Here is a 22,279-nt window from a genome sequence, read left to right on the forward strand (position 1 = left end):
ATTAAAATATTTCAACCTTTCAGCAAAGTCTGAAAGGTTTTGTTATTTATAATTAAAATATACAGAATAATAGTTAACTTTACAACACCTAATTAAAACTAATTTATTCGTCATGAAAAAACTTGTATTCGGATGTACTCTGCTATTGAGCATTGCATCTACTTCTGTTTTAAAAGCACAAGCTTCAGAGCCTTTCCTAGGACAAATCGCATTCGTACCTTACAATTTCGTTCCAAAAAACTGGGCTGCCTGTAACGGACAACTTTTACCAATTGCGCAAAATCAGGCTCTTTTTGCACTGTTAGGAACCACTTATGGTGGTAACGGAACTACAACATTCGCTTTACCAGATATGAGGGGAAGAGTTCTGGTACACGAAGGACAAGCTCCGGGAGGACCTACCAACTACACGATGGGACAAATCGGGGGAACAGAATCTGTAACACTTCAGGTAACACAAATGCCGCCTCACTCGCATACAGTAAATGCTGTAACCGCTGAAGGAAATCAAAATTCGCCTACGGGTAATCTCCCTGCAGATACAAAAGGATTAGATAAAGAATATTCTGATGCTGCTGCAAATACAACCATGAAATCGACCATGGTAAACCAGACAGGAGGAGGACAGCCACACGAAAACAGACCCCCTTTCGTAACTTTGAAATGTATTATTTCCTTACAAGGTATTTTCCCGACACAATTTTAAAATATTATGAAAAAACTTTACCTGTTATCTCTGGCTTTAGGCAGTTCTGCCTTTGCACAGACGATCACCTTTAACGGTTGTCATAATATATTTGATAATCAGAATTTTGTTTTTACAAAAACGGGAGTAGACGCCTTTAATAAAGGGATATATATTACAACACCTTTAGACGGACAACCTTGTGGCGGCTTAGGAACCTGCGAATTTAAAATTCAGTGGAATAATACATTAAGCAGATGGGAATTCCTTGCTGATGAAGGATACGGAACTTTTTCAAGCCCAAACTTAATCTACTATAATTCTACGGGTAACAATAATTTCGTACAAAATCCACCATCAATTACTTTTGGAACCTGGGTTGAGAATACATCATTTACATCACAAGCCGGAGGTTGCGGAGGAAATCTTACGACTTCCAATGCGACCATGACGGGAGATCTGCACAGTACATCTCTTGCAGCTTCAGATGTCAGAAACAATGATTCTAAAATTCAGATCTTCCCCAATCCGGTTGCTGAGATCATTAAAATTTCAGGGATAAAAGACGGAAAATCTGTTCAGATCTATAATATGGCCGGACAAATTGTAAAATCTGAAGAATTTAATGAAAAAGTAAACGTTTCTGAACTAAGCGCAGGAATCTATCTTTTGAAAATTAATACTAAAAATTTCCAGACTCACGAATTTAAGTTTGTGAAGAAATAAAAATTTTATTATATGTGATAAACCTTCGCCAAAAGCGGAGGTTTTTTTATAATCAGGACAAAAACCAAATAAAAAAGCTACCTCAACAGTGCTGAGATAGCTTTTAAAATATATTTAATTTATTATAAAGAGTAATTCGGAGCTTCCTGCGTGATGATGACATCGTGCGGGTGAGATTCTTTCAATCCGCTTCCTGTGATCATTACCATCTTGGTATCGTTTTGTAACGCTTCAATATCTTTAGCACCGCAATATCCCATTCCTGCTCTCAGACCTCCTGTTAACTGGAAAATTACTTCTTCCAGAGATCCTTTGCTTGGAACTCTTCCTTCGATTCCTTCCGGAACGAATTTCTTAGCTTCGCTCTGGAAATATCTTTCTTTTCCGCCTCTCTTCATCGCAGAAAGACTTCCCATTCCCTGATAAGTCTTGAATTTTCTACCCTGGAAAATGATTTCTTCACCCGGAGCTTCATCAGTTCCTGCCAAAAGCGAACCTAACATTACGGCTCCTGCTCCACTGGCAATCGCTTTTACGATATCTCCGGAAAGCTTGATTCCACCGTCTGCAATTACAGCTACGTTCTTTGTTTTCGCATATTCGTAAACATTGTAAATTGCGGATAACTGAGGGACTCCAACTCCTGCAACCACTCTCGTTGTACAGATTGAACCGGGACCAACTCCCACTTTCAGAACATTTGCTCCGGCTTCGATCAGATCTTTAGCCGCTTCAGCCGTTACGATATTTCCTCCAACGATATCCAGATCAGGATATGCCTGTCTTATTTCTTTAATTTTATTTAAGACTCCGATGGAATGTCCATGAGCAGAATCGATTCCAATGATATCAACGCCTGCTTTTACAAGCGCCTCGATTCTTTCCAGTGTATCTTCTCCTACTCCAACTCCCGCTCCAACGATTAATCTTCCGCTCTGATCTTTGTTCGCGTTTGGATATTCTAACTGATTGTCGATATCTTTAATGGTAATTAATCCTACCAGTTTATTTTCAGCATCTACGATCGGAAGCTTTTCCACTCTGTTTTTAAGAAGGATCTCTTTCGCTTTCTCCAGATTGGTATTTTTATCAGAAGTAATCAGCTTTTCTTTCGTCATGATCTCTTCCACCTTCATGTCAAGATTTTCCTGATATTTTACATCTCTGTTGGTAATGATCCCGATTAAAGTATTTTCGGCATCTACTACAGGAAGTCCCGAAATTTTATATTTCGCCATTGTTTCTTTAGCCTGAGCCAAAGTATGATCTTTTGAAAGCGTAACAGGATCTGAAATCATTCCGTTTTCCGAACGCTTTACACGATTAACCTGTGCAGCCTGTTCAGCAATTGTCATGTTTTTATGAATAAATCCTAAACCGCCGACTCTTGCCAGTGCAATTGCCAGTTCAGCTTCTGTAACGGTATCCATTGCAGCAGAAACAATCGGAACATTAAGCGTAATTTTGTCGGTAAGTCTTGATTTTAAAGAAACCTGATTAGGTAAAACTTCTGAATAAGAAGGGACTAGAAGCACGTCATCGAAAGTGATGGCTGTCTCTACAATTTTGTTATGAATAGACATCTTTACTTTCTTGCAAAATTAAGGTATTTTACCGAAATACGAAAATCGATTTTCATAGTTTAAATAAAACTTAATAATCAATAACTTAAATCAAAAAACCGCTCCTTTTTGCGGAACGGTAGTTTGTATAAAAAAACAATTTAGTGATATGATTTGAATATGAAGCGCTATTTATCGGATGCCGATGAAATCATTTTTGAAATATCATTGGCTGTAAAATTTCCCCGAACATCCACAAAAACCAACTCTTTATCTGAATTTACCGTAATCAGCATATTTTTAATAACATCATCTTTCTGTTTCACCCGGATATTTACATTTTCTCCGTCATGTTTTATGGTTGCCCATTCTTCATAATTATTGTTATTTAAATAATTCGCAAAATCATTCAGCATCGATTTATCTCCGTTTTCTACAGTTAAAACTTTAATTTTTGAAACTTTCCGGATCAGCCGGATCACCTCTTCATTATCTTCACCGTCTTCTCTTAATGCTTTTTTAATAACAGGCTTTGCTAAAAACATCGGAACATTGATGGTGGTAAATTTTGCTCCTTTAAAATCGTTCCCGGAATCTGAAAAGTAAGCCATTTTACCGGCTCCCGAAGAAACTATACAGGATTGTAACATGAACATCGCACAGGCGATAAGAAAAAGGTGTTTTAATATTTTCATGGCAATTTGGATTTAAATTAAATTTTTAGTTAATGGGTTTTAAACTTCCGCCGGACATTTTGCTGATGTCTGAAGTAATTTCAGGATTTCCTCTGTATCTGATGGCTCCGCCAGATGAAGCCTTCGCTTTTAATTTATCTACCGCATTTACAGAAAGGTTAGATCCTGAAGTAGATTCCGCTTCCACCTGATTTGCCTGAAATGCTTCGCCTTTACAAACCGCACCGCTGCTGACATCAAAAGCGGCTGTTTCTGCTTCACCTTGAATACTTGTATCTGAACCGCTTGATCCTTTAAATACTAAGCTTCTGGAATTTACCTCTACTTTTACGCTTGTTCCTGAAGACGCTTCCAATAAAGCATTATTCGAAATATTGAATTTACCTTTCACTACAGAACCTGAAGATGCATCAATGGTAAGGTTATTTTCTTTTACAGAATTAATCGTGGTGAAAGTTGCTCCCGAAGACGCTTTAATGTTATCCATTCTTGGCGAAGAAACGTTGACACTGATGTTTTTAAATTTTAAATTTTTCTGTCCTTTGTTATCAACATACACTTTCAGAACCCCGTTGTCAACTTTTGTAACAATGTACTGAAGCTTATCGGCATCGGCAATTACCTTTACATTGGTCGGACTTTCCTGCTTGAACACCAGATTAACACCTGTGCTCACCTGAATTCCTGAGAATTCGCCTACATTTCTGGATTCGCCATTCAGATAAGAAGAGGTATTTTCCGAAGTGAGGTTATTTCTGGTATTGGTAACCGGATTTGTTTTTGTTTCTGTAGAATTGATTATTTTATTGATATCATTCATCGAAAGTTTTCCGTCCAGTTTTACAAGGATATTTTCCTCTCCTCCGCTATCGATGCTCAATAGCAAATCATCCAAAATTCCGTTTTTCTCTTCTGCTGAAAGAAATTTTATTTTAGCTCCGTTACTGTTCATCGTCATGATTTCACTGTACTTAAGATTGCTTAAATAAGAAGAAATGTCTTTGTTGATTTGCGACAGTTTCTGTCCTTTCGCAGAACTTCCGTCCTGTGGTTTTTCGGCAATGAATACTTTCAGTCCGTTAATTTTGGATAATAACGGTTTTATCTGATCCAGTTCAGCATCTCCCAAGTCCAGATTGCTCAGCATTCCGAACATCGGTTTGGCAATTTTAATGGAGGTTACTCCCTCTACTTCCTGATATTTATCAAAAAGCTGATCTAACTTATCTTTTTCCTGCCCGTAAATATTAAAGAAATGGGAAAAAGCGAGTGCGAATATTATGAATACTTTTTTCATGAGTCAATTTTTTATTTTGGATTATTAGTGCCTGATCAGGTGCATAATCTTTTAAGGTTAATTAATAATCGTCATCCACGACGGTTGGTTTTGCTAATTTTTCACTAACGTTATTTGCAAATATTTGAAATGAATACTTAGTCACATTAATTGCTTCTTCTACATTTTCGATTCTTTTTCCGTTAACGATAACGTAAGAATCTTTATATCCTGTAGAATCTGAAGCTTTAGAGGAGTTATATACATACTTCGGCTTTCTTTCTTTCTTCAGCCTTCCTCTTTTCGGTAAAATTTCATCCAGATAATCTTTCTCGGCAACCGGATTTTCATGAAAAACTGAATCTTTTTTCGCTCCGGAAACTGAATCATTCGGAAGGTTTACCGCTACCTGTTCCGTATGTTCACTGTTTTCTTCGATGAAATTATCTTTTTGCTTCTTTATCTGGTTTTCAACCAGCTGAGCCTGATTTTCCACATTTGAATTGTGAGTATAATTAAAAATAAGACCAACACTCAACAGCAAAACTACGCTTGCAGCCATCCAGAACCATTTCGGGAACGATGGTTTTGTTTTCGTATCAATAGGGACGATCGGCGTTATATTTTCCTGAACCTCATCATTTTTTTCTTCCGTTTTTTTCAGAAAATCATTAAAATCCCAGTTCATTTTTTCTTCCTTTAAATTCTGGAAGATTTCGTCGTATTTATCTTGAAATTTGTCGTTGCTCATAACTCATCAATTGTGAAATTTGTTCTTTTACTTTTTGTCTTGCCCGCATCAGATTCACTCTTACTGCGTTTTCCTCCATTTCCAGCATTTCGCCGATTTCCGAGACTTCATATTCTTCTACATCTTTCAAATGGATTACCATTTTCTGTTTCTCCGGAAGCTGATTAATGAAACCAATGATGTGTTCCTTTAAATTATTGACTTCCATACTGTAAAGTTCGGAACGGTGAAGCTGCATATCTGCAAATCCCAGCTTTACATCGTGATGCTTCAGTCTGTTTAGGCACTCGTTCCGGACCGATTTCAGAGCATAGGATTTTAAATTCCCAAACTGCTCCAGTTCTTCTTTCTTCTGCCAGAATTTAATCATAAGATCCTGCACCACGTCTTCTGCTTCATCACTGCTCATGACAAACCTTTTCGCAAAGCGATACATCTCATCTTTGAGAATGAATACCGTACTTCTGAAAGTTTCTTGGGTCATAAGTTTTGTTTCTATAAGTAAGACAACCGGATTTTACATTTCATTACATTAAAAATAAAAAAACTTCAAAAAAATTTGAAGTTTCTATTTTTTATCGAGAAGCTGTTTGAGAAATGCGATCTCCGCATCTTTATCTTTAAGCCTTTGCTCATACTGTTCTATTAACTTTTCAGAAGATGTAATTGGAGCGTAGTTTTGTGCTACAGCAATTTCATTATTTGTTTGATTTACTGTAATACTATCACCACTTAAAAAATCAAGAACACTAACATCCAAAGTTTTTGCAATATTTTCAACCTGATGAAAGTCCGGTTTACTTTTATCGTTCTCAAAATTAGAATATGTTTTTTGGGAAACATTTAGAACTTCTGCAAGATATTCCTGTGAAAAGTTTTTGTTAATTCTTGCTTTTTTTAGTTTTTCACCTAAAGTCATAATATAAAAGTATTTACTTCAAAAGTACATAAAATTTTTCTTTAGAAAAATAATACGGATATCAGTAATATTTTACTGTATTTTCTCAACATTTTTGTCACACCTTTGTAGAGTTATAAAAAAAATATTATCTTTAATTTACAAAACAACAAATGCTTACGACAAAAAAACTAATTTCATGGCTTACATTTATTACCATTTTCACCTTGAGTATACAATCGTGTATACATGATGACATTTACTCTTCTTCCGATCCTACATCTGAAGAATACCATTCTAAAAGTCTTTGGAAAGAAGATGAAATCTACATCAAAAATATTATTAAAATCTACGGTGAGCATGAAAATGAGATCAGGAAAGAGCATGGAATTCCATTATGGGATTATGCAATGACGTTGGATAAATTTAATGAAAGCTATCTTGTAGTGCCTATACGCGAAAACGGAAAAATATCGAAAGTTCTGGAAGTTCCCAGATTTGGAAGGAAAGTATATTTCAGATATTCTAATGATGTAGAAAAGGTTGCACTTTTTAATCAGCTGATGATCGACAGACCCAAAAAGCCTCTTCCTGCAAATTCTGCCAACGGGACATCTAAGATTGTATGTGTGGTAAAAACGTTTTCTATGTGGTATCCGGATAGTGAGAGCAATCCTAACGGAAGCGGACACTGGGTAACTTCTTCTTACACCATCTGTATAGATCTTACCATTGATACTTTTGAGAATCCGGATGATGGAAGCGGGAACGGTGGTTATGATTATCCGCCATCATTTGGAGGTGATAGTGGGATCACAGATTCAACTGCTATATTACAAAATCAAGATATTACAATTGACCAACTACAAAATTACCCATGTGCACATAGTATCGCCCAACAGTTACCAAATTTAAATAACAGTATTGCTTCGAATATGAGACAAATATTTCAAAATAATACAAAATATAATATTACCTTTAAGGCAAAGAGTGGATTAGGGGCTACTGACGGAGAAACCTTTGCAACATATAGCACAGAATTTGATACTTTCAATGCCGTTATTAATCTAAATGATGAAGTATTACTATATGCAACAAAAGAATATATATTGGTTACTATGTATCATGAAGTTCTTCATGCCTTTTTAAAATATCAATTATACAAATTAGGAAATACAGAATTTCAAGCACAATATCCCGGTGTAACCGTTGGATATGATTATGCACCAAATGGAACTATTACCAATACATTTACTTTCATTGAAGGACACGCACAATTAGTTCCATTTTTAACAACACTACAAAATATCGTTTCACAATACAATCCTAATCTCCCCAATAATGTAATCACGGCTATATCAAGAGCTGGTATAACAACATTAACTCCGGAACAAGTACAACTAAACAACAACGAAAGGAATACACTATTAGGAAACAATTTAGGAACAAAATGTCCATAAATTAAAATTATGAAAGTAATACTATCAATAACATTATTAATATCAAATCTATTTCTTGCACAGGAGTATTTTTTATTAGATGATCTAAAAACAGATTTTAAGATAAATGAATATACTTTAGATACTAAAGATCTTTATAATATTCAAAAAGACATCAATGTTTTTAACATATTTATTTCTAAAGAAAACATATTGTTATTATCTGTAATACCAGATCTTGATGAAAAGATTCTTCCTAGAATGGACGAAAGAGGCAATAACTGGATGATTATTAATTACGATAAAATAAAAGATAAAGTATTTTCCAAAGAAAAAATACTTAGTATGTTAAGTGATTGGAAAATGAATAATACTCCAGAAAAAAAGACTTTTCAATATAAACTTATTAAAAAAGAAAATGGCAGCTATTATGTATCTAAGAAATGTTTAACAGAATTTTTTAGTATTGCAAATCTAGAAGCACCTCTTGTTTCTACATATGGTACGATTAATACTAGCGAAAAAAAGGTAACTATTCAACAGATGGAAAAAAGTTTCAAGAAACAAATTCCCAGTCAAAAATTTATCATGGATCCTCGCGATGCTGATCTCAGCAAAAACATTGATACTCCATACAGTTTCAGAAACTATTTATCTAAAGAACTACTTATAAAAGGAAAGAAGGCCTATCAGTTTTGGACTTTTGATGGATGGTGGATGCAAGACGGATATGATGAACATCGTGGCATTGACAGATTTTTATATATTCCAGATAAGGGAATTGTTGGAGGATCATTTGATTTTTATTTTAAATTAAAACCCAAAAATTCATCTAACAAATATTATACCGCAACAAATGAATTATTATGGAATAATATCATCAACGAAAAAATAATGATCGCAAAAGAATTAAAATAATTAAAAAACCTCTGGAAATCCTGAGGTTTTATTTTTCAATACGCATCAAAAATATGTTTAAAAATAGCCTTATCCTCATCCGTTAAAGGCACTTTTCTTCTTGCCATTGCCCGTTCTGCCACTTCGTAGGCTTTGTCTAATTTAAATTTCTCATCGCCTTTAAAACCGCCCCACGAAAAACTTTCCACCAGATTCGGAGGAAAACCTTCTTTGAAAATATTGGAAGCAACACCTACAACTGTTCCTGTATTTAGTTGCGTGTTGATGGCTGTTTTAGAATGGTCTCCCATAATTAAACCTGCAAACTGCAATCCTGTATCTTCAAAAGATTTGGTTCTGTAGTTCCACAATTTTACAGAAGCGTAATTATTTTTAAGATTGGAAGAATTGGTATCTGCTCCCAGATTACACCATTCTCCGATCACCGAATTTCCTACAAAACCGTCATGCCCTTTATTAGAATAGCCAAAAATGATGATATTATTCACTTCTCCGCCCACTTTGCAATGAGGACCAATTGTTGTTGCTCCGTAAATCTTCGCGCCTAAATTAAACTTAGACTCTTCACACAGCACAATCGGACCACGAAGATTACAGCCTTCCATTATCTCAGCATTTTTCCCGATATAGATTTTGCCTGTTTTTGTATTGATGGTCGAAAATTCAATTTGTGCTCCTTCTTCTATAAACAGATCTTCTTTATTTCCCAAAAATCCATTGGTTGAAGAAAGTTCCTGAGAAACTCTGCCTTTCGTAAGCAATGCAAAATCGAAATCTATAGCTTCTTTATTATAGGTAAAAAGATCAGTCGGTTTTTTAAAGAAAATAAGCTCTTCTTTAATGTCCGTCATTTTCTCAATCTGATGCAGAGAGAAACCATCCATATTGATTTTTGCAGCGACTAACTCATCTTCATACACCAATGCTTCTCCCTGTTTCAGGTCTTTGATCTGCTGAATAACATTTTCTGTCGGTAAAAAATTCGTCACCAGAAAAAGACTTTCTTTTTTTGCAGGCTCAGGAAATTTTCCCTGCAGATACATCTCCGTAAAGAAAGAAATCTCGGTGTTTTCTAAAATTTTCTGCCATCTTTCGGAGAAAGTAAGAATTCCGCATCGCATTTCTGCAACGGGACGCGTAAAAGTAAGCGGAAGAAAATCTTCCCAGTATTGTGCATCTGAAAATACTAATTGCATCGTTCAGTTTTTAGTTTAAAATTCAATGTTTAACGTCTAAACAAAAATACAACAAAAAAGTCCTCCGGAAACCGAAAGACTTTTAAATATTGTGATCACAAAAAATTACTTAGCGAATTTTTTGTATTTGTTCATGAACTTATCAACTCTACCTGCAGTGTCAACTAGCTTCACTTTACCAGTGTAGAAAGGGTGAGAAGTTGAAGAGATTTCCATTTTAATCAATGGGTATTCTTGTCCTTCGTACTCGATAGTATCTTTTGTTTCTGCAGTAGACTTGCAAAGAAACACCTCGTCGTTACTCATATCTTTGAAAACAACAAGTCTATAATTTTCTGGGTGGATTCCGTTTTTCATAATACAATTTTTAAAAAATTAAAGTTTGCTTTCGAAATAGTAATGGATATTTCTCTGCTAATTTTAGGGTGCAAAAATACAATAATTTTTTAAAATTACAAATAGACGATCAATATTTTTTTCTTCATAAGAAATTCAAAGTATTTTCGTTAAATTTGAAATCTATTTAAACTTTAATTTCGATGAAATTCAAATTATTACTGGCTTTTTCTTTCTGGATGCTTGTTATGGCTGTATCTTGTAATAAGGACGACATCAGTTTCGATGCTCCTTCGCAGGAATTAAGCTTTTCCAAAGACACGGTTTTCTGCGATACGGTTTATCATCAGGTTCGTTCAGAAACGTATGCGGTAAAAGTATATAATAATGAAGACAAAGACATTCTGATCCCTCGGATTCATCTGCAAAAAGGGGCAACCTCTTTGTATAAGATCAATGTGGATGGGAAACCCGGATATGATTTTAAAGATGTACCGTTGAGAAAAAAAGACAGTCTGTATATTTTCGTTGAAATTGCACCGGAAGCAACCGGTCCTGAAGCGATTGCCGAAGATAAAATATTATTCCAGAGCCCAGTCGGACAACAACAGGTTGTATTGTTCTCCGTGGTTCAGGATGCGGAATTTTTTATAAAAACACCTACGAATCCGAATATTATTACCTCAGATGCAACATGGAATAACAATAAGGCTAAAATTATCTACGGAGATTTAACGATTGACCAGAATGTTATTCTGAATATTCAGCAGGGTACAAAAGTGTATTTCCACAAAAACAGCGGAATGAAAGTGCTTTCGGGAGCCACACTGAACATCAACGGTACTTTAGCCAACAATGTTACGCTTCGCGGAGACAGAAATGATCCTGCATACGATACGATTCCTAAAAACTGGAATTCTATTAAAATGGAAGCCGGTTCTACCCTGAATATGAATTATGCAAGACTTTTCGGAGGAACAAAAGGTCTTGAAATGAAACAGACCAATGCCAATATCAGCAATTCTTTTATCCACACCTTTCAGGAATATGGGATTTATGCCGTTGCTTCTACCATTACTGCAAAAAATCTTGTGATGAATAATTGCGGAGAATCTGCGGTAGGAATTTTCAAAGGAGGAACGCATAACTTTACTCACTGTACGATTGCCAATTATTCGGATCTTCTGCATTCTTATAACCGAAACGGAATTTTAGCCGCTAATGAATGGACGAATGCATCCGGAGTAAAAGAATACGGAGCACTGATCTTTAATTTAAGAAACAGCATCGTGTATTCCGACCGTGACAATTCGGTTAATTTTGAGCAGACCCCGCCAAACTTATTTAATTTTACCATTCAGAACTGTCTCATTAAATACTCAGGAACTTCGGAAGCCGGTTTTGATTTCAATACAAGTCCGGGAGTTATTCAGTCACTTAAAAATTTGGATCCGCTGTTTGTTAATTATTTCGCAGCCCAGATGAATCTGAGAGTAAAACAGAATTCTCCGGCAATCGGAAAAGGAAGTACAACTGTTGCGGCAACCGTTCCAACCGATATCGCAAATATATCGAGAACTTCAAATCCTACAGTGGGTGCTTATCAATACTTTTAAAAAATGGATCTAAATATTGTAAATATCGGAGCTTTTGCCGTTTTGATTATTGTGTATATCACGGTAAGAAAACTTCTGAAAAAATTTGCAGATTTTACCGAGAATATCGGAAATTCCGCCTATCATGAAGAAGAAATAAAAACACTGGAAGCGAAAATAATTGTATTAGAGGAAAAAATCAATAACAAACCATAAATGGAAATTACACATCTGCAGCAACAAGTTGACGAATGGATTAAGACCATTGGCGTTCGTTATTTCAATGAACTGACCAATATGGCAATGTTGACGGAAGAAGTAGGCGAAGTGGCGAGAATCATCGCCAGAAGATATGGAGAACAAAGCGAGAAGGAAAGCGACAAAAGCAAAGATTTAGGCGAGGAATTGGCAGATGTTCTGTTTGTAACGTTATGTTTGGCCAATCAGACCGGAGTTAATCTGCAGGAAGCTTTTGACAGAAAAATGAAGATCAAGACGGATCGCGATAAAGACCGCCATCAGAATAATGAAAAATTAAAATAGCTGGATGCCGGAAGTTGGATGCCGGAAGTTTTTAAACTAAACTTTTCATCTCCATCTTCCAGCTTCGAGCTTCCAACTTAGACGAACAATGAAGAAGCTAGAAAAATCAAAACTACAGGAAAACAAAACCATACAAATCAGCGGTTCGAAAAGTATTTCGAATCGTTTGTTGATTTTAGAAAGTCTGTTTAAAAATATAGAAATCGGGAATTTGTCGAATTCTCAGGACACGCAGTTACTGAAAAAAGCTCTGTCTGAAGATTCGGAGATCGTGGATATCCACCACGCGGGAACGGCGATGCGTTTCCTTACGTCCTATTATTCTATTCAGGAGGGAAAGACAACGATTCTTACGGGTTCCAAGAGAATGAAAGAAAGACCAATTAAAAATCTGGTTACCGCTCTGCAAAATCTGGGTGTCGAAATCGAATATCTGGAAAATGAAGGATTTCCGCCTCTTAAAATTCACGGGAGAAAAATTACGGAGACCACAGTGGATGTTCCGGCGGATATTTCCAGCCAGTTTATCACCTCTCTTCTTCTGATTGCCGGAAAACTGGAAAACGGACTGGAAATAAATTTAGTAGGCAAAGTGACTTCACGGTCTTATATTGAAATGACGCTCAACATTTTAACCCGATTTGGAATTAAAAGCAGCTTCATCGAAAATACCATAAAAGTTGAAAAATTTGATGTGAATAGTCAATCGTCAATTATCAATTATGAAGTGGAAAGTGACTGGAGTTCGGCATCTTACTTCTACTCTTTCGCTGCGTTGGGAAGAAAAACCATTCATTTAAAAAGCTTTTACAAAGAATCTACACAGGGAGATTCGGCAATTGTAAAAATTTATGAAGAATTTTTCGGAATTAAAACGACTTTCACGGAACAGGAACATAAACTAAAGCTTGAGCCGATTGAAGGATTTGAATTTCCCGAAAAGATCGTTCTGGATATGAATAATTGTCCGGACATCGCCCAAACACTTTGCGTAACCGCAGCAGCCCTGAAAATTCCTTTTGAAATTTCAGGATTGGAAACTTTGCGTGTAAAAGAAACTGATCGTCTTTTAGCTTTACATAATGAACTAAAAAAGCTGGGTACGCAAACAGAATTTACAGATTTGACGATTAAATCTATTAGTTTCAACGAACCTCAGGAAAATATTTCCATTGCAACGTATCAGGATCACAGAATGGCGATGAGCTTTGCGCCGTTTTGTTTAATAAAGGAACTGACTATTGAAGAGGAAAATGTAGTGGAGAAATCATATCCTATGTTTTGGGAGGATTTGGAAAATTTATTAATTAAAGAATAATATTTACACATAATATCAATTTATAGTTGTCATTTCGACGAAGGAGAAATCTAAAAACAGATTCTTCATTCCACTGAGTTTCATTCAGAATGACAACAGAGTTTAAATTTACATACAATCAGATGTCACAACATAAAACCATCATCATTACCGGAACTTCCTCAGGAATTGGTTTCGTGTTAGCAGAATATTTCGGGAAAAAAGGTCATAAAGTTTATGGCTTAAGCAGAAAACACACCGAAAGTCAGTATTTCAAATCGATTCCGACGGACGTTACAGATAATGAAGCCGTACAAAATGCGATTGCTGAAGTCTTGAAAACAGAAAACAGAATCGATGTTCTGATCAACAATGCCGGAATGGGAATGGTAGGAGCTGTGGAAGATTCTTCCAAAGAAGATATTTTGAAACTGTTTAACCTGAATTTGGTCGGAGCTGTACAAATGATGAGCGCCGTGATGCCGAAAATGCGCGAAAATAAATTCGGACAAATCATCAATGTTTCCAGTATCGGAAGTGAAATGGGACTGCCTTTCCGAGGATTTTATTCGGCTTCAAAATCGGCTTTGGATAAAGTAACGGAAGCGATGAGATACGAAGTTTATCCTTGGAATGTGAATGTCTGCTCGCTGCATTTGGGAGATATCAAAACAAATATTGCAGAAAACCGGGTGAGAACAAAAGTTTCAGAACCTTACAAAAATGTTTTCGACAAAGTATATGCTTTAATGAATTCTCACGTGGGCGACGGAACAGAGCCTCTGGAAGTTGCAGCATATGTAGATCAGCTTTTAAGCAAAAACAAATGGAAAGCACATTATTATTTTGGTAAATTCGGACAGAAAATCGGAGTTCCGCTGAAATGGATTCTTCCGCAGGGAACTTATGAAAATCTGATGAAGAAATACAATAAACTGGCTTAAATTGAGTTGAATGATTGGACGCATTGTCATTCTGAACGGGATGAAATGCAGTGAAGAATCTTTTTGTATTTTTATAGAGATTCTTCATTCCGCTTCACTATATTCAGAATGACAAATTGAAATTAATTCTAAAAATATTTTTTATACTGTTTTGCGTTTTTGTACAGGCGCAGAAGAAGCATTATTTCCTGATCGATTCTGAAACCAAGGTGAAGAAAAAGGTAAAAGATTCTGCTTCAGCAGTGAAGTTTCTGGATTCTCTGGCTCAGACCAATTACTTTTTCACCCAGTTGAAAGAAGTCAGAAAAAAAGGTGACAGCACAGAAATATTTTATGACAAAGGGAAGAATTTCAACCAGACTTACGTTAATCTTTCAGATTCTATTTCAAATAAAACGAAGATTCAGAAAGAATTTTTCACTAAAAATTTAGATTCAACAAAAAGAAGCATCAACAAAAAGTACATTGATGAAGGCTTTGCATTCAGCAGAATAAAATCCAAATATAAAGGACAGAAAAACGGTTATCCTATTGTAGAACTCGACATCAACAAGAACGATAAAAGAACCATTGATAACTTCGTGGTAAAAGGCTACACCAGTGTTCCGAAAAGATTCATTAAAAATCTTGAAAAGGAATTTAAGGGAAAAACCTATGATGATAAAAACCTGATTGCCATTAATAAGTCTTTCCAGAGCCATCAGTTTGTTGCTTTGGAGCGTCCTCCGCAAACGTTATTCACCAAAGATTCCACGAGCATTTATCTTTTCATGGAAAAGAAAAAAACCAACAGTTTTGACGGGGTCATTGGTTTCGGAAACGATAAAACGGATAAATTTACCCTGAACGGAACTTTGAATGTAAATTTCAGAAATATTTTCAACAGTTTTGAACTCATCAATCTTTACTGGCAGAGAAACCCGGATAAAGGGCAAACTTTTGATCTTCAGACCGATATTCCTTACCTTTTTAAATCCAATGTGGGTCTGAATATGAAGGTGAATATTTTCCGTCAGGATTCTACATTTGCCAATGTAAAGGCACTTCCGGCATTTTATTACCATCTGAACTCCCGAAATAAACTGGGACTGAGAGGAACTTTCGAAAGCTCCAGCATTATTGATACACTTTATGTTCAGGGTAAAGATTACAACAAAAAAGGAATCGGAATCTGGTTTGAAATGGTAGAACCGACCGATATTGATCTTTTCCTTTATAAAACAAAAATTAACGCAGGATACGATTATTTAACGACCACATATACCAAAGACAATATAAAATCTCCGCAGAATCAGTTTTACTTCTTTGGAGAGCACAATTATCATATCAACGGAAATCATTTCCTCAACATCAAAGCGGAAGGAGCGATGATGGATTCTAAAATCGACTTTTCTGCCAATGAATTGTACCGTTTCGGGGGCTGGAATTCCATGCGGGGTTTCAATGAAAACTCTCTCGCCGCCGATTTTTACTATTACGGAAGTTTAGAATACCGTTATCTCATCGGAAGTCAGGCATTTTTTGATGTTTTCGGGCAATACGGACAGCTCAACAACAAATCTCTGAATGTAAAACCCAAACTCTACAGTGTCGGGCTCGGTTTCAATTTCTTTATCCCGATCGGATTGATGAGTTTCCAGCTTTCTAATGGTAACGAGTTTGGAAATCCTTTTAAATTCAACGATATTAAAATCCATTGGGGAATTTTAAGCAGGTTTTAATCTTAACTTTTCAACGGAGTATTTTCAGTTCATTTTAAGTAAAATGGATGAAGCCTCATGCAAAACAGGTTAAAGCTTTTTCTTTTATACTGAGGTAAATCATAAAATTTCACACTCAAAATAATTAAATTGAATAAAACATTTAAATTATAAATTATTGATAACGAATTAATAATGATAAAAATTTATTGTTAAAAACTTTTCATATTACATTTTAATTTATTAACTTCACTGAACAAAATATATCACCATGAAAAGATTTAAATTCAGTTTAACTTTGTCTTTAGTCGCCCTTGCTGCATCTGCGCATTTGAGCGCCCAAGACACCAATACCGACAATCACACCATTACAATTTCCGTTCCGGAAGTAGCTTTGGTAGATATTGAACCTGCCGCCAGCAAAAACATTACCTTGGGCTTCACCGCTCCTACAGAAGCCGGAAACCCGATTGTCGCAAACGCAGCCAATACCACTTTATGGCTTAATTATTCTTCTATAAAATCTGTCGCAGATCCTACCCGCAATGTTTCCGTAAAACTAAATGCCGTTATTCCGGGGGTTGATATCAACGTAACCGCTGCAGCGGCAACAGGATCGGGAGGCGGAACTTTAGGAACTCCTTCTGCACAGCTTACCTTAAGCGCCGCAGACCAAACCATTATTTCCGGAATCGGAAGCGCATATACCGGAAACGGAGCGAATAACGGACACAATCTTACCTATGCTTTAGCTCCTGGAAGTGGTCCCGGCGGAGTTGCTGCCTACGCAGATCTCACAGCTGCGGCTACTACGGTTGCAACCGTTACTTATACGATCTCGGACAATTAAGAAATACATTTTCCGATATACAGGCAGGAAGAAGTTGCAAAAATTTCTTCTTGGTCTTGTATAGCCTTTTATCAAACTTAAAACTTTACATATATTATGATAAAGCAGATCTTGCTATTTTCTTTTTTGATGCTTCAGTTTGTATTTCTGAAAGCAGGAATTGTAGTACTGAACGGACTTTCCCATACCTATAAAGTGGAAAACGGAAAAATCTATAAAGGCAAAATTGCTCTTGAAAATACAGGAAGCCGATCCCAAAGTGTAAAATTGTTTCTTCAGGATTTCAGTTATCAGTCCGATGGAACGATTCAGTATTCTGCTCCTCATACCAACGTTAAAACCAATACAGACTGGATTAAAATGAACACCAATCTGGTTACGCTTAAATCCAAGGAAAAAACAGAAATCTATTATGAAATTACCGTTCCTGATCAACTTTCTGAACCCGGAAGTTACTGGAGTGTTATTATTGTAGAACCTGTGGAAGAAATAAATCCTGATGAGAATAAGCAGGGAGTGAGCATAACTTCGATCATCCGTTATGCCATTCAGGTGATCACTGATCTTGATGCAGAGCAAGCAAAACCAGATCTTAAATTCGAAGGAATAAAGATTGAACAAGAAAACGGAAAACAGATTTTAAAAGTTGCCATTGCCAATAAAGGAAATCTGTATTGCAAACCGACAGTGGTAATGGAAATGTATGATAAAAAGAGCGGACAGAAAACAGGAAGTTTTTCCAGTCAGGCAATGGGATTGCTGCCACAAACCTCAAAATCCTTTCATATCGATCTGGAAAAAACGCCTCCTTCCCTTTATAAGGCTGTTCTCATCGCAACCGATGAAGATGAAAATGCTTTTGCCCTCAATGTGGAATTAGAAGTAAAAAATGATTAAAAACTGTGCATCATATATTTTCATTTTATTTCCGGCAGTAATTTTTTCTCAGACAAAAAGTTTTGCTGAAAAAAAAGACAGTCTGATGCCGGGAATCACCACTTCTATTCCATTTACCATAGAAAATAATTTTTCTGAAAATAAAATTTACAAGCTCTCTGTTGAAACTTCTAACCAGAACATCGTTCCCATTTTAGCAAAAGGAGAAATCGAAATCTCATCAGGAGAAAAAAGTGTATACCTTGTTCCGGTAAAAATTGCATCCGAAACTCCTCAGGGAACATATAAAATTACTCTTTACGGAACGGAAAAGAAAACAAGCGATCAGTTTTCAAATGATTTTGAATTTGTTATTTCCGGAAACCGAAAACTTTTACTCACTGCTTTAAATGCTCCTGAATTTGTAAGAGCGGGAGAAACTATCATTTCCACTTTTCTATTAAAAAACAACGGAAACTTTAAAGAAAATCTGATTCTGGAAAGCAAAAACGCGCTGATTGATCAGGAAAATTCATTGATTTTATCTCCGGGTGAACAGAAAATAATAACTGTATCAAAAACAACCAGTCCGGATTTAGGTAAAAATGAATCTCAAAACATCATACTTTCCGTTTACTCGCGAGAACATCCGAAAGAAAATCTATCTGCTTATGCAAGTGTGAAGATTATTTCAGTAAAACCATCAGAAGAAGATGTCTTTCACAGGCTTCCTGTTTTTGCCTCTCTTGCTTTTACAGGAATGGAAAACCGAGGCGATTACCAAAATGGATTTCAGGGAGAAATTTACGGCAAAGGCAGTCTGGATAAAGAAAATAAAAATCTCATCGAATTTCATGCGGTAACGAAAAATCCTGTCGAATTTAACTCTTTCACGAAGTATGAGGAATATTTTGTGAATTACAAGAGGGAAAACGTATTTATTCATTTCGGAGATAAAAATTATTCCTCTTCATTTTTAACGGAATATGCCAGATATGGACGTGGAGCGGAAATTCGAATCGATACAAAAAAGATGAGTTTCGGTGGTTTTTACAATCATCCCAGATTTTTTAGAGATATCAAGGATGAGTTTAATATCTATTCAAAATTTAAAATTACAAATGAATCCGAAATTACAGCGGGATATTTATATAAAATTCCAAGAAAGGATAATCCCGTTTTAAGTTTCACCAATTTCAGGCTGGATTCTGATGCACAGCTTCCTTATGTAACAGGAAAATTTAAATTAAATAAAAATATTGAAGTTTCCGGAGAAATTTCTTACAGCAAAACTCAAAAGACAGAGGGAAACGCTTTTATGATGCAGACGGTTGCGAATTTTAATAAAATCAGCGGAAACATCATGTATATGCGTACAAGTCCGGAATATGCAGGATATTTTAACAATACCAGTACTTTCAACGGAAATATTCAGTATCAGATTTCAAAAAAAGTAAATTTATTAGCAAATTATGTTCAGGATGCAAAAAACTTTCAGCGGGATACCCTGTTTCTTGCCGCACCTTACAGAAAATACCTGCAGTATGGAATTCTATACAGATATGCAAAAAAAGGATCTTTCTCCGTTTTCAATGGATTTCAGCGATACGAAGACCGCCTTATTCCAAAGGAGTTTGATTATAAAGAACAGTTTTTCAGAATCAGCATCGATCAGCAGTTCGGCATTTTTCAATTCAATGCAGAAGGACAATTCGGAAAAACAAAAAATTACCTTCTGAACTTTTCAGGCAATTCAAGTTTTTATACGGCAAACATCGGCTTTGAAAAATTCAGGACTTCATTCAATATCTATGGAAGTTATGCCATTACTTCAAGATACCAGATGCAAAATCAGAAGCAGGTTTATTACGGAGCGAGAATTCTGAGCAGGATTTCACAAAAGACAAGTTTTAGTTTATTTTATCAGAACAATTACATGCCTGAAGAATATTTTGCCGACAGAAACTTATTTGAAGCCTTATTTCATCAGGAAATTTTTCCGGGACACGAGTTCGATCTTTCCGGAAGATATACATTACAGCGCGGAGAATTGGGGAATAAAGATTTTATCTTCTCAATTCGATACACCGCCAGACTGGATATTCCCACGCAAAAAACAGCGGATTATACTTCTCTTTCCGGAACAATTTCCAATTTAGGCGTAAAAAAAGTGGAAGGAATCAGAGTGTTACTCGGGCATTATTTATCTGTAACGGATAAAACCGGAAATTTTGTTTTTAAAAATGTGATTCCCGGAGATTACATTCTGGAAATCGATCGCTCTACAACGGATATTAATGATATTTCAAACATCAGTCTTCCTGCTTCTTTGCAGTTAACCAATAAGGAAAATGTTTTCAATTTCGGATTAACAGGCGCCGCAGGAATTCAGGGAAAAATTGAATATTCGGAAAATGCGCAATCCAACTTTATCGGATTATCCAACAAAAAAGACCGTAAGAAAAAAGAAAATATTATCATCGAAGCCTCAAACGGAAATCAGATTTATCGCAAAATAGTGATGATCGGAGAAAATTTTGATTTCACCTATTTGCGACCCGGCGAATGGAAAGTAAAAGTTTACAGAAACGGATTGGATAAAAAGTACAAAATTCCCGTAGAAAGTTTTGATTTAACGCTAAATCCTTCAGAAATAAAAAAAGTAATCATTAACGTCATAAAGCAACAATCGGAAATCAAATATCAGCAGGAATCCATCAAAGTAACTTACAACGAAATAAAAAAATGAATTATTCAAAATCTATATTTTTAATCTTACTGATGATATCTTGTCAATTATTTTCTCAAACGACAGGAAGCCGAAATGTTGCTGTTGCCCTACCTGTCGTAACACTTATGGATATTGAACCTTCCGGAACGATCAGTTTAAATTATACAGCCCCAACTGAAGCCGGAAATGCTATAACAGCGCCCGTTGCAAATACATCAAAATGGATTAACTATACTTCAGCAATTGCCCCTTCCGGATTATCACGCAGAATCACGGCATCTGTCAACCAGACCATTCCGGGAATCGATATTAAAATTCAGGCAGCAACAGCATCAGGTTCAGGAGGAGGGACATTAGGAATTCCATCTGCACAGATTACCCTTACGACGGTAGCTCAGACTGTAATCAGCGGAATTGGAGGAGCCTTTACAGGAAACGGATCCAATAATGGACATCAGCTAACAGTAACTCTTGTAACCAACAACTATTCCAGTCTAAATGCAAGATCGAACACACCGGTTATCATTACCTATACCATAACAGAATAAAAGGAAAAAATGATTGATCTAAAGAAATTTTTTGCTAAAAATATATTTATTGCCATTCTGGTTGTATTTTCTCAGTTACAGTCACAACGCACATTAACAGTTGGCGGAACAAACTGGACAGTTACAATTCCATCGATAACCGAAGCAGGAAATAATTACACCGGAACCTACGAAAGCTCTACCAACCAAATTATTCTGGCAGCAAGCGTTCCGTTATTACTAACCAGCGGTAAAGTAAGTATGCATTACGTTGCCAATCCTACCTGGAATTCTAATCTTATTTTAAGCGCCAGACGAACCGGAGACGGAACCACAACATGCGTTGGATGTTCAATCTCAGGCGGTACAACATATACCGTTATCCCACCAACTACAGATATAGAATTTTTTAGAATTACAGCAGTACTCGCTTTGGCATCCTATTCGAACATCCCTGTACAATTACAGCTTTCCGGAGTATCGGTTACCCTTCCTGCCACAAACTATAACAGCCAGATTATATTTACAATAAGTGCTTTATAACAATTTGTTTTCTCAACTCCAGATCATCTTTTCAGGAGCTTTATCCCGCTATCCACTCTTACTCCTCGCGCCCTGCTTCCCGGGTTAGTGCCATCACTTTTCCCAATCCCGCTGCGGGGTAACCGTTTCTATCGCGGCTAGAAGATGGCAAATAATATTAATGAAAGATAATTGATAATTGATGAATGATG

General features: G+C 36.1%; 23 protein-coding genes. 15 read left to right on the forward strand and 8 right to left on the reverse strand.

Going from position 1 to position 22,279, the window contains the following annotated elements:
- The first annotated feature begins 112 nt into the window (after positions 1-112).
- Positions 113-706, forward strand: a complete 594-nt coding sequence (locus DD829_RS23175) for a phage tail protein (protein ID WP_076396402.1) — start codon at positions 113-115, stop codon at positions 704-706.
- 6 nt (positions 707-712) lie between these two features.
- Positions 713-1,411 carry a T9SS type A sorting domain-containing protein gene (locus DD829_RS23180; protein WP_108409353.1) on the forward strand — a complete coding sequence of 233 codons (699 nt, stop codon included), beginning with the start codon at positions 713-715 and terminating at the stop codon, positions 1,409-1,411.
- 122 nt (positions 1,412-1,533) lie between these two features.
- On the opposite strand, the gene guaB is transcribed toward DD829_RS23180, so the two are convergent.
- From guaB to DD829_RS23210, 6 genes are all read right to left on the reverse strand, one after another.
- Positions 1,534-2,994: an IMP dehydrogenase gene (gene guaB / locus DD829_RS23185; protein WP_108409352.1), complete on the reverse strand. Its 1,461-nt coding sequence runs from the start codon at positions 2,992-2,994 to the stop codon at positions 1,534-1,536.
- A gap of 167 nt (positions 2,995-3,161) precedes the next feature.
- A complete protein-coding gene (locus DD829_RS23190) occupies positions 3,162-3,668 on the reverse strand; it encodes a DUF4252 domain-containing protein (protein WP_108409351.1) in 507 nt (168 codons plus the stop codon).
- Between the two features lie 25 nt (positions 3,669-3,693).
- Positions 3,694-4,965 carry a DUF4252 domain-containing protein gene (locus tag DD829_RS23195; protein ID WP_108409350.1) on the reverse strand — a complete coding sequence of 424 codons (1,272 nt, stop codon included), beginning with the start codon at positions 4,963-4,965 and terminating at the stop codon, positions 3,694-3,696.
- A gap of 61 nt (positions 4,966-5,026) precedes the next feature.
- The gene (locus DD829_RS23200) at positions 5,027-5,695 is read right to left on the reverse strand and encodes a hypothetical protein (protein WP_108409349.1); all 669 of its coding nucleotides are present in this window, start codon (positions 5,693-5,695) and stop codon (positions 5,027-5,029) included.
- The gene (locus DD829_RS23205) at positions 5,670-6,179 is read right to left on the reverse strand and encodes an RNA polymerase sigma factor (protein ID WP_076396412.1); all 510 of its coding nucleotides are present in this window, start codon (positions 6,177-6,179) and stop codon (positions 5,670-5,672) included. Before DD829_RS23205 ends, DD829_RS23200 begins: the two co-directional genes overlap by 26 nt.
- Positions 6,180-6,263: 84 nt before the next feature.
- A complete protein-coding gene (locus DD829_RS23210; protein ID WP_116548211.1) occupies positions 6,264-6,614 on the reverse strand; it encodes a helix-turn-helix domain-containing protein in 351 nt (116 codons plus the stop codon).
- Between the two features lie 152 nt (positions 6,615-6,766).
- On the opposite strand from DD829_RS23210, the gene DD829_RS23215 reads away from it, so the two are divergent.
- Positions 6,767-8,053, forward strand: coding sequence for a hypothetical protein (locus DD829_RS23215; RefSeq protein ID WP_108411350.1), 1,287 nt, complete (start codon positions 6,767-6,769; stop codon positions 8,051-8,053).
- Between the two features lie 9 nt (positions 8,054-8,062).
- Positions 8,063-8,950 carry a hypothetical protein gene (locus tag DD829_RS23220; RefSeq protein WP_228408277.1) on the forward strand — a complete coding sequence of 296 codons (888 nt, stop codon included), beginning with the start codon at positions 8,063-8,065 and terminating at the stop codon, positions 8,948-8,950.
- A 35-nt stretch (positions 8,951-8,985) separates the two neighbouring features.
- On the opposite strand, the gene DD829_RS23225 is transcribed toward DD829_RS23220, so the two are convergent.
- Both DD829_RS23225 and DD829_RS23230 read right to left on the reverse strand, forming a co-directional pair.
- Positions 8,986-10,146, reverse strand: a complete 1,161-nt coding sequence (locus DD829_RS23225; protein ID WP_108411709.1) for a GlmU family protein — start codon at positions 10,144-10,146, stop codon at positions 8,986-8,988.
- Between the two features lie 105 nt (positions 10,147-10,251).
- Positions 10,252-10,503 (reverse strand): type B 50S ribosomal protein L31, encoded by a 252-nt coding sequence (locus tag DD829_RS23230; protein ID WP_002976190.1) that lies wholly within the window; start codon positions 10,501-10,503, stop codon positions 10,252-10,254.
- Between the two features lie 182 nt (positions 10,504-10,685).
- Here DD829_RS23230 and DD829_RS23235 point away from each other — a divergent pair, with 182 nt between their 5' ends.
- From DD829_RS23235 to DD829_RS23285, 11 genes are all read left to right on the forward strand, one after another.
- Positions 10,686-12,098, forward strand: a complete 1,413-nt coding sequence (locus DD829_RS23235; RefSeq protein WP_108410779.1) for a hypothetical protein — start codon at positions 10,686-10,688, stop codon at positions 12,096-12,098.
- Between the two features lie 3 nt (positions 12,099-12,101).
- Complete coding sequence (locus DD829_RS23240; protein ID WP_108410778.1) at positions 12,102-12,293, forward strand: hypothetical protein; 192 nt, start codon at positions 12,102-12,104, stop codon at positions 12,291-12,293.
- Positions 12,294-12,620, forward strand: coding sequence for a nucleotide pyrophosphohydrolase (locus DD829_RS23245; protein WP_076396420.1), 327 nt, complete (start codon positions 12,294-12,296; stop codon positions 12,618-12,620).
- A gap of 88 nt (positions 12,621-12,708) precedes the next feature.
- The gene (locus DD829_RS23250; RefSeq protein WP_108410777.1) at positions 12,709-13,938 is read left to right on the forward strand and encodes a 3-phosphoshikimate 1-carboxyvinyltransferase; all 1,230 of its coding nucleotides are present in this window, start codon (positions 12,709-12,711) and stop codon (positions 13,936-13,938) included.
- A 122-nt stretch (positions 13,939-14,060) separates the two neighbouring features.
- Entirely contained in the window at positions 14,061-14,861 is an 801-nt protein-coding gene (locus tag DD829_RS23255) for an SDR family oxidoreductase (RefSeq protein WP_108410633.1), read from the forward strand.
- 116 nt (positions 14,862-14,977) lie between these two features.
- Positions 14,978-16,582 (forward strand): hypothetical protein, encoded by a 1,605-nt coding sequence (locus tag DD829_RS23260; RefSeq protein WP_076396424.1) that lies wholly within the window; start codon positions 14,978-14,980, stop codon positions 16,580-16,582.
- Positions 16,583-16,832: 250 nt separating this feature from the next.
- On the forward strand, positions 16,833-17,411 hold the full coding sequence (locus DD829_RS23265) for a hypothetical protein (protein WP_108410631.1): 579 nt from the start codon (positions 16,833-16,835) through the stop codon (positions 17,409-17,411).
- A gap of 96 nt (positions 17,412-17,507) precedes the next feature.
- Positions 17,508-18,308: a WxL protein host-binding domain-containing protein gene (locus DD829_RS23270; RefSeq protein WP_108410630.1), complete on the forward strand. Its 801-nt coding sequence runs from the start codon at positions 17,508-17,510 to the stop codon at positions 18,306-18,308.
- Entirely contained in the window at positions 18,301-21,036 is a 2,736-nt protein-coding gene (locus tag DD829_RS23275) for a hypothetical protein (RefSeq protein WP_108410629.1), read from the forward strand. The genes DD829_RS23270 and DD829_RS23275 overlap by 8 nt, the downstream gene beginning before the upstream one ends.
- On the forward strand, positions 21,033-21,566 hold the full coding sequence (locus tag DD829_RS23280; protein WP_108410628.1) for a hypothetical protein: 534 nt from the start codon (positions 21,033-21,035) through the stop codon (positions 21,564-21,566). Before DD829_RS23275 ends, DD829_RS23280 begins: the two co-directional genes overlap by 4 nt.
- 9 nt (positions 21,567-21,575) lie before the next feature.
- Entirely contained in the window at positions 21,576-22,088 is a 513-nt protein-coding gene (locus DD829_RS23285) for a hypothetical protein (RefSeq protein WP_185140330.1), read from the forward strand.
- The last annotated feature ends 191 nt before the right edge of the window (positions 22,089-22,279 follow it).

It is taken from the genome of Chryseobacterium sp. HMWF035, from assembly GCF_003094695.1.
Lineage (GTDB): Bacteria > Bacteroidota > Bacteroidia > Flavobacteriales > Weeksellaceae > Chryseobacterium > Chryseobacterium gambrini.